The following is a 6,634-nucleotide window of genomic DNA, read 5'->3' as shown; positions in this document are numbered from 1 at the left end:
GTGCATTTTGTGCTCAAGGGTGAGCTTTTAAATTATTGATAAATAAAAATTTTTTAAAAGACGTTTCGTATAAGCTCTATTATGTTAAATAGAAGTAAAGTTGGTGGAAAATTCTATTTTCTAACCTCCAAATAAAGATTTTATATTAAGTGTGTTACTTTTTAGTAATTTTCACTTTAATAACTTGTTTTTATTATATTTAGCATTAGATTTAGAAGGCAATTAAAACTAATTTTCTTCAAATAGGATAGTATTAATAAATGGTTAAAATTGAAATTAGAACATCGGATACAGGTTCATTTTTTGATCTTGAGGGGGATGTAACTATTGGGTTAACTAATGAGCAATATCAAAATTTGATATTAGTTGATGGTAAGCCTAATAAAATTAATGGTTATTTCCTCAAATATGAAAAACTGAGATGTGTTATTTCAGATGCTGATGCTGAAAAATTGATAAAATTAGGTGCAAAAGTTGAAAAATATTTAGATTAATTTTAAGAAATCTAAAATTAACATAATACACGTTATACGAAAGGCCCTATTTACGGGCCTTTTAATCATTTAACTAACATAAAGTCTCTTATACGAAATTCAGTTCAATAGGTGAAAACCTCAGTATTTCTGATAGGCTGGCGCACCAAGTCAGCCCTGAACTGCTGCATCAGCTCTTTAGTTAGTGGACGTTGCTGCTGGATCTGCATAATCAAGAGCTGTAAAAACTGTCCGTGACTAAATACAGCCAAATTCTTTTCAGCATAGTGCCCGGCCACGGCCTTTAACTTGTCATGAAACGCCTGCACCCGCAGATAAAGATCCTCGAAAGACTCAGCATCATCAGCATCCCGATGCTGGCAATCCATTTTATCCCAGTACACATTCACCCATGCTTTACGGTCATTCAAATTGGTATTGGCACACTTTCGCTCAGACAAATAGCTGAACTCATGCAAATGCTCATCAACTTCAAAATTCAACTTATATTTTTCCAGAATCGGTGCTGCGGTTTGTTGCGTCCGCAAATACTTGGACACCATCACATGATCAATTTTAGGCAGCATAGAGCATAAATTTTGAGCCTGAATATGGCCATGCTCACTTAAAGCGATTGAAGCATGTGACAGTGTTTTTCCATTGATATTGGCTTCACTTTCAGCATGGCGGATCAAAAAAATACTCATATTTTTCCCTTTCATTGAAGCATTGAGAATAATCATAGACTCACCCGATGCTTTAGATTTTGGCTTTAGCCTGAATCTAAAGTCGGGTCACTTTGTGCCAAAAGGCATTCGTAAAATAATGCAAGAAACAACACAAAGTACCGCAAAAAATCAGCTCTGTTTTAGCCCATTTTTCTAGGCAGCAATGTTTTCAAAATGTAATCAAAAAACGTTTTTTCTTACATAGACTTATTGCTCAAATGTACACATTTGCAAACATTTCATTTTCTCAAAATACTAAAACTTTGCAGGCTTGTTTTCCCCTTCATTTAGAGAAGGAGCTGTGACAAAATTTTCAATATAAAACAAAATATTAGTGTCTGTTTTGTGACATTTGGTGACGTTTTAAAAATTGCTAATCAACTCGATATAGCCCTGTTTTTAAATAAAAAACTGTCGTTTTTTGGCATCCTAACTAGGTGCGTATGGTGTATCCCTAAAAATCGTCAAAAATCCATCTTCAATTTTCAGCTGAATTTAGGACAAAAAACAGAAAAAAGGGCGTATATATCAATTCACTACTGATTTACTATCAAAAGTATATCAATTGGGTATCAAAATCAGTATTTCACTACTAAAAATATATCAATTTGCAATCAATTAACTAACAATTTACTATCAAAATAATAAATCCAATTGGAAATGTCTAAACGTGCTGCCTAAAATCAAATCTAAAGCCTTTATCCGCCTGTTGCCCCAAATTTTTGAACTTCGAGAACAGGGGTATTCATATGAAGAAGTGACTGCAATTTTAGAAAAACAACATGGACTCATCCTGAGTGTTAAACAATTTTCGGTTTATCTGGCACGTTATAAAAATACCAATGCCAAAAAATCAGCAAAGCAAATCGCTGGATCAGCATCGACACCCTTACTCGATCAACAATATGCACAGCTTCCAGTCAACTCAGGCACTCAAATGAGCGACTATGCGTTTGGATCACCTGAATACAAAGCGAAAATTCAAAAGGAAACGGAAGAATTATTTAGATCAAGTCAAAAAATAGGGTTAAAACGGCCATGAAATGCAATCAGAGGCCGTATAAGACTCTCTTTTGAAAATACGAAGGTTTTCTAGTAGAAATTTTTTAAAGTGCTTAAAACGCAAAATAGAAGCAAATACAGCTATTTTTAAATAGAGTAAGAGAAATAGAATAATCCCCTTGAATAGAGTTATTTTTTTCTAAAAAATAATAGCTAAAATATTTAATATCAATAACTTATTATTTAAAATAGACATTTTCCTATATGGTTTTTGACTTAAACAGACAAATTCCGATATCAAATAAATTATTAATAACTGTACCGAATTGAATGTAATTCTAGTGATTTCTCGTTCTTTTTGATCAAAAACTCATATCAAAGAAGTTGACAGACAGATATACGATCATTAAGACAGACATTTTCCGATATGAATAATTTAGTTCAACAGACAAATTCCGATACATCAAAATTCTTATAGAGCGAGTGTCTACGAGCGAACCACTAAAATTCGCGGCTCGACTTTCTGAAAAACTGCTTTTTAGGCTGTGAAGCCTAAATAAGCGTAAATCACATGCAGAAAATTGAGCCTAGATCGAGCGTAGCGAGTAAAAAGCTTATGAGCGAAGCGAATTCCGAGTTGCTTTTGATCTTGCTTTTGCTTTTTCTTAAATTCACGGGATATTAACCTAAAAATTGCCCCGCCGAATCGAGCGAAAGCGAGATTCAATAGAGTTTGAGCGAAGCGAAAACCAAGGGCAATTTTTCCTTGCCTGGGCTTTTAATTATTTTAAAGTTTTTAAATGCTTTTAGACACGCTGAAATCCTTTATTTAAAAGGTTTCCAAGGTTGATAAGACTACAATTTCTTTGTCATAAGACTACAATTTCTTTGTCATAAGACTACAATTTCTTTGTCATAAGACTACAATTTCTTTGCATTTGATTACATCAAATGCTAATGTAGTCTTAATAACACTTATAACCTATGCAGTCTTATGAAAAATGACTTAGTAGTAAAAGATAATGCCTTAATTAATGCCAGTTATAATCTTGAAGTAACCGAGCAACGGCTTATCCTTTTATCAATAATAAGAGCAAGAGAAACAGGCCAAGGAATCTCATCCGACAGTAAATTAGAAATTCATGCTTCCGATTATGCTTCTCGCTTTGATGTCACCAAAGAAGCTGCGTATAACGCTCTAAAAAATGCAGTTAATAATCTTTTTGAAAGAAAGTTCTCTTTTAAGGAAATTCATAAAGATACAAACAAAGAAATTGTAGTCAAATCCCGCTGGGTTAGCCGAATTGCATATGTTGATGACCTTGCTACATTAGAAGTTACCTTTGCACCAGATGTTGTTCCTCTTATTACAAGATTGGAAAAGCACTTTACGAGCTATCAACTTAAACAGGTTGCCCAACTAACTAGCAAATATGCTATTCGTCTATATGAGTTTCTAATTGCTTGGAGAAACGTAGGAAAAACACCTGTTATTTCTTTATCAGAGTTCAGAGAAAAATTAGGACTTGATATTAATGAATATCAAAAAATGGTTAATTTTAAAAGTCGTGTTTTAGAACCAGCCATAAAGCAAATCAATGAGCTAACTGATATACATGTAAAATACGAACAGTACAAAACAGGAAGGTCTATCTCAGGCTTATCATTCACTTTTAAGCATAAAAAAATTGATTCTATACCTTCAGAAAGAGATCCAAATACGGTAGATCTCTTTACCCAAATGACTGATGCACAACGTCATATGTTTGCAAATAAGCTTTCAGAGCTACCAGAAATGGGGCGGTATTCCCAAGGAACTGAAAGCTATCCGCAATTTGCTATTCGTATTGCTGAGATGCTGCAAAACCCTGATCGAATAAAAGAACTATACCCGTACCTAAAAAAAGTGGGATATATGCCATCAAGTAAAAAGGATGTAGTAAATGGCTAAGTTATCGCTAAGTGAAGTATCTAATCGCTTTAACGTCAGTCGCTCTACGTTATATAGGGCCATAAAAGAAGGACGTATATCTCGAAGCGCTGATGGACTTTTTGATATTGCAGAAGTCATCCGATGCTTTGGAGAGCCGATCAAAAAGCATGAACAAAAACAAGAAGTGAGTCACTCTAAGGATGATGCTGATTTACGCCAGCTTGTTGATTTTATGAAAAAGGAAATTGAGTCATACAAAGATCGGGAAAAACGCTATTTAGATCAAATAGACCGCTTTCAACTACTATTAGGGCATAAAGAGTCTGAAGAAAAAATGTCTCATGATGCACCAGTGACACATACTAATGATGCACCATGCGACAACAGTAGTGAAGCACATGAAACTATTGATAATAATAAATATAGTGAAATTCATACATCTCATGAAACACCGATGATACACCCTAATGAAACACCACAACACGTATCAAAGACACACTATGAGACAAAGAAAAAACGAGGCTTATTTGGCAGGGTACTGAATGCGGTATTCAATGAAGACTAAGCTCTCCAAGGAGCATTGCGTATGAAAAAACTGAAAGAGATCCTACAAGGAGTTGCCTTTTTGCTGATTGGCATTCCGATTATGATCATGGCGAGTATTTCAGATCAACGAGCCTTTAAAAAGGAGCGAGAACAACGTGAAAAAGTCCAAAAGCAAAACAGATGATTGTTCAGTAAAGTTTATCAATGAAAATCAAAATTGAGTATAAAACAGGCATATTGTGTGAATGATCCACTAAAAAGCCCAGTTTGTACAAACTGGGCTTTTTAGTGGATCTCAATATCTTGATTTAATTCAATTTCATGAGCGCATTTCGTATAAGGTGTATTATGTTAATTTTAGAGGAAATTAAAACTATGAGAAAAGAGTTAAAAGAAATATTTATTCATGGATGTAATGAGAAAATTGAAAAAAAAGGAGATAATGTTGGTTTATCTTTCTATGCTTTTTTTAAGAATAAAAACGATAATCCTGAGCTTTTAATGGAAGCAGCTAATTGGTGGATCATGCAACATAAACTAGATCATTTTGAAAAAGCCGTAAAAATTAAAGCACTTGTTTTAAGTGAGTCGTAGTCTAAATTAAAGAGTAGAAGTGAATGGATTTAAAAACTTTTGAATTATTAGCTCGATATAACGTCTGGTCTACTCACAAATTAAATCAGGCTTTGAAGAATGTTTCTAATGATGATTTTAATGCTAATTGTGGACTTTATTTCAAAAGTATCGCTGGAACTTTAAATCATTTGCTTGTTGGTGAACACTATCTGTGGTTTCCTCGTTTTTTAGCGAAACCTTCACCTGTACTCAAATTAAATACCATTATAGAAAATGATAAAGACAAGCTGATCTCTCAGCTAGAGGACAAGGCTCATAACTGGATAGGTTTTTTAAAAGATGTTGATGTAGAAAAATTTAAATATGATTTACAGTACAAAACATCTACAGGTAAAGATATGAAGTTGCCTTATGCAGCCACTCTATTGCATGTTTTTAATCATGGGACTCATCACAGAGGACAAATCACAGCAGCTCTAACTTCAATGGGATATCTTTGTCCTGAGATCGACTTGGTCTACATGCTAATTGAAGAAAATAAGCCTACTTAACATAATGGCTGTTATACGAAATTGGTGGATGTTCGTATAGATTACTTGCATATTGTATTCGATCGAATACAATATGATGAGAAGAGAAGGAATCCTCATGATTGAAATTAAACGTCTTCCAGAATTTGATGAATGGTTGGATGGCATTAAAGACAATATGACCCGTATCCGCCTGAATCGTCGATTAGATAAGGTTCAACGTGGAAACTGGGGAGATATTAAACCTCTCCAAGATGGCGTTTGGGAAATGAGAGAATTCTTCGGTTCTGGATGGAGGATGTATTACATCCAACATGGTGACGTTGTGATTGTAATGCTTGGTGGTGGAGATAAATCAACTCAACAACAAGATATAGATCGTGCAGTCAAATTATCGAAGACATTGGAGGATTAAAATGGTTAAAGTCGCTGATTTACCAAGTTTTGATATGGCTGAGTCGCTCAAAACTGAAGAAGACATTGTGATGTATCTCAATATGGTTCTTGAAGAGAATGATCCAGCTGAATTAGCCCATGCACTTGGCGTTATTGCTAAAGCTCGTGGCATGACTCAAATCGCTAAAGAAGCAGGGATTGGACGTGAAGCACTCTACAAAGCCCTACGCCAGGATTCAGCACCACGTTTTGATACGATTAATCGTGTTGTGAATGCTTTAGGCCTAAAACTCACAGTACAACACGCCTAAAACTTTAAAAAATATAGTAAAAAAGGGAGCTAAAGGCTCCCTTTTTGGTGTTATTCCCAAGTAGAAATGTCCTACCTTAAAACCAAATAGAAATGTCCTATACAGACATTTCCAAGTCAAGCACAGGATTCAGATTTCG

10 protein-coding genes are annotated in these 6,634 nt (G+C 34.6%); 9 read left to right on the top strand and 1 reads right to left on the bottom strand.

Annotation, left to right across the window (positions count from 1 at the left end; translation table 11 throughout):
- Nucleotides 1-260: 260 nt before the first annotated feature.
- Complete coding sequence (locus NI467_RS14130) at nt 261-494, top strand: hypothetical protein (protein WP_253153459.1); 234 nt, start codon at nt 261-263, stop codon at nt 492-494.
- A 104-nt stretch (nt 495-598) separates the two neighbouring features.
- Here the strand turns inward: NI467_RS14130 and NI467_RS14125 are convergent, their stop codons facing one another.
- Complete coding sequence (locus NI467_RS14125) at nt 599-1,180, bottom strand: histidine phosphatase family protein (RefSeq protein ID WP_253153458.1); 582 nt, start codon at nt 1,178-1,180, stop codon at nt 599-601.
- A gap of 691 nt (nt 1,181-1,871) precedes the next feature.
- Here NI467_RS14125 and NI467_RS14120 point away from each other — a divergent pair.
- The 8 genes from NI467_RS14120 (at nt 1,872) to NI467_RS14085 (ending at nt 6,495) form a co-directional block, all read left to right on the top strand.
- On the top strand, nt 1,872-2,243 hold the full coding sequence (locus NI467_RS14120) for a hypothetical protein (RefSeq protein WP_253153457.1): 372 nt from the start codon (nt 1,872-1,874) through the stop codon (nt 2,241-2,243).
- Between the two features lie 954 nt (nt 2,244-3,197).
- Entirely contained in the window at nt 3,198-4,154 is a 957-nt protein-coding gene (gene repM, locus NI467_RS14115) for a replication initiation protein RepM (RefSeq protein WP_253153456.1), read from the top strand.
- Nucleotides 4,147-4,701: a plasmid replication DNA-binding protein gene (locus NI467_RS14110; protein ID WP_253153455.1), complete on the top strand. Its 555-nt coding sequence runs from the start codon at nt 4,147-4,149 to the stop codon at nt 4,699-4,701. The genes repM and NI467_RS14110 overlap by 8 nt, the downstream gene beginning before the upstream one ends.
- Nucleotides 4,702-4,722: 21 nt before the next feature.
- Nucleotides 4,723-4,866 carry a hypothetical protein gene (locus tag NI467_RS14105; protein ID WP_253153454.1) on the top strand — a complete coding sequence of 48 codons (144 nt, stop codon included), beginning with the start codon at nt 4,723-4,725 and terminating at the stop codon, nt 4,864-4,866.
- Between the two features lie 191 nt (nt 4,867-5,057).
- Nucleotides 5,058-5,276 carry a DUF6500 family protein gene (locus tag NI467_RS14100; RefSeq protein WP_253153460.1) on the top strand — a complete coding sequence of 73 codons (219 nt, stop codon included), beginning with the start codon at nt 5,058-5,060 and terminating at the stop codon, nt 5,274-5,276.
- Nucleotides 5,277-5,299: 23 nt separating this feature from the next.
- Nucleotides 5,300-5,809 (top strand): DinB family protein, encoded by a 510-nt coding sequence (locus NI467_RS14095; RefSeq protein WP_067731907.1) that lies wholly within the window; start codon nt 5,300-5,302, stop codon nt 5,807-5,809.
- 97 nt (nt 5,810-5,906) lie between these two features.
- Nucleotides 5,907-6,203, top strand: a complete 297-nt coding sequence (locus tag NI467_RS14090; protein WP_004647749.1) for a type II toxin-antitoxin system RelE/ParE family toxin — start codon at nt 5,907-5,909, stop codon at nt 6,201-6,203.
- A 1-nt stretch (nt 6,204) separates the two neighbouring features.
- Entirely contained in the window at nt 6,205-6,495 is a 291-nt protein-coding gene (locus tag NI467_RS14085; RefSeq protein ID WP_004969304.1) for an addiction module antidote protein, read from the top strand.
- Nucleotides 6,496-6,634 lie beyond the last annotated feature (139 nt).

Source organism: Acinetobacter sp. S4397-1 (assembly GCF_024129285.1).
GTDB lineage: Bacteria > Pseudomonadota > Gammaproteobacteria > Pseudomonadales > Moraxellaceae > Acinetobacter > Acinetobacter lwoffii_C.
This window is presented reverse-complemented; position numbering and strand designations above follow the sequence as displayed.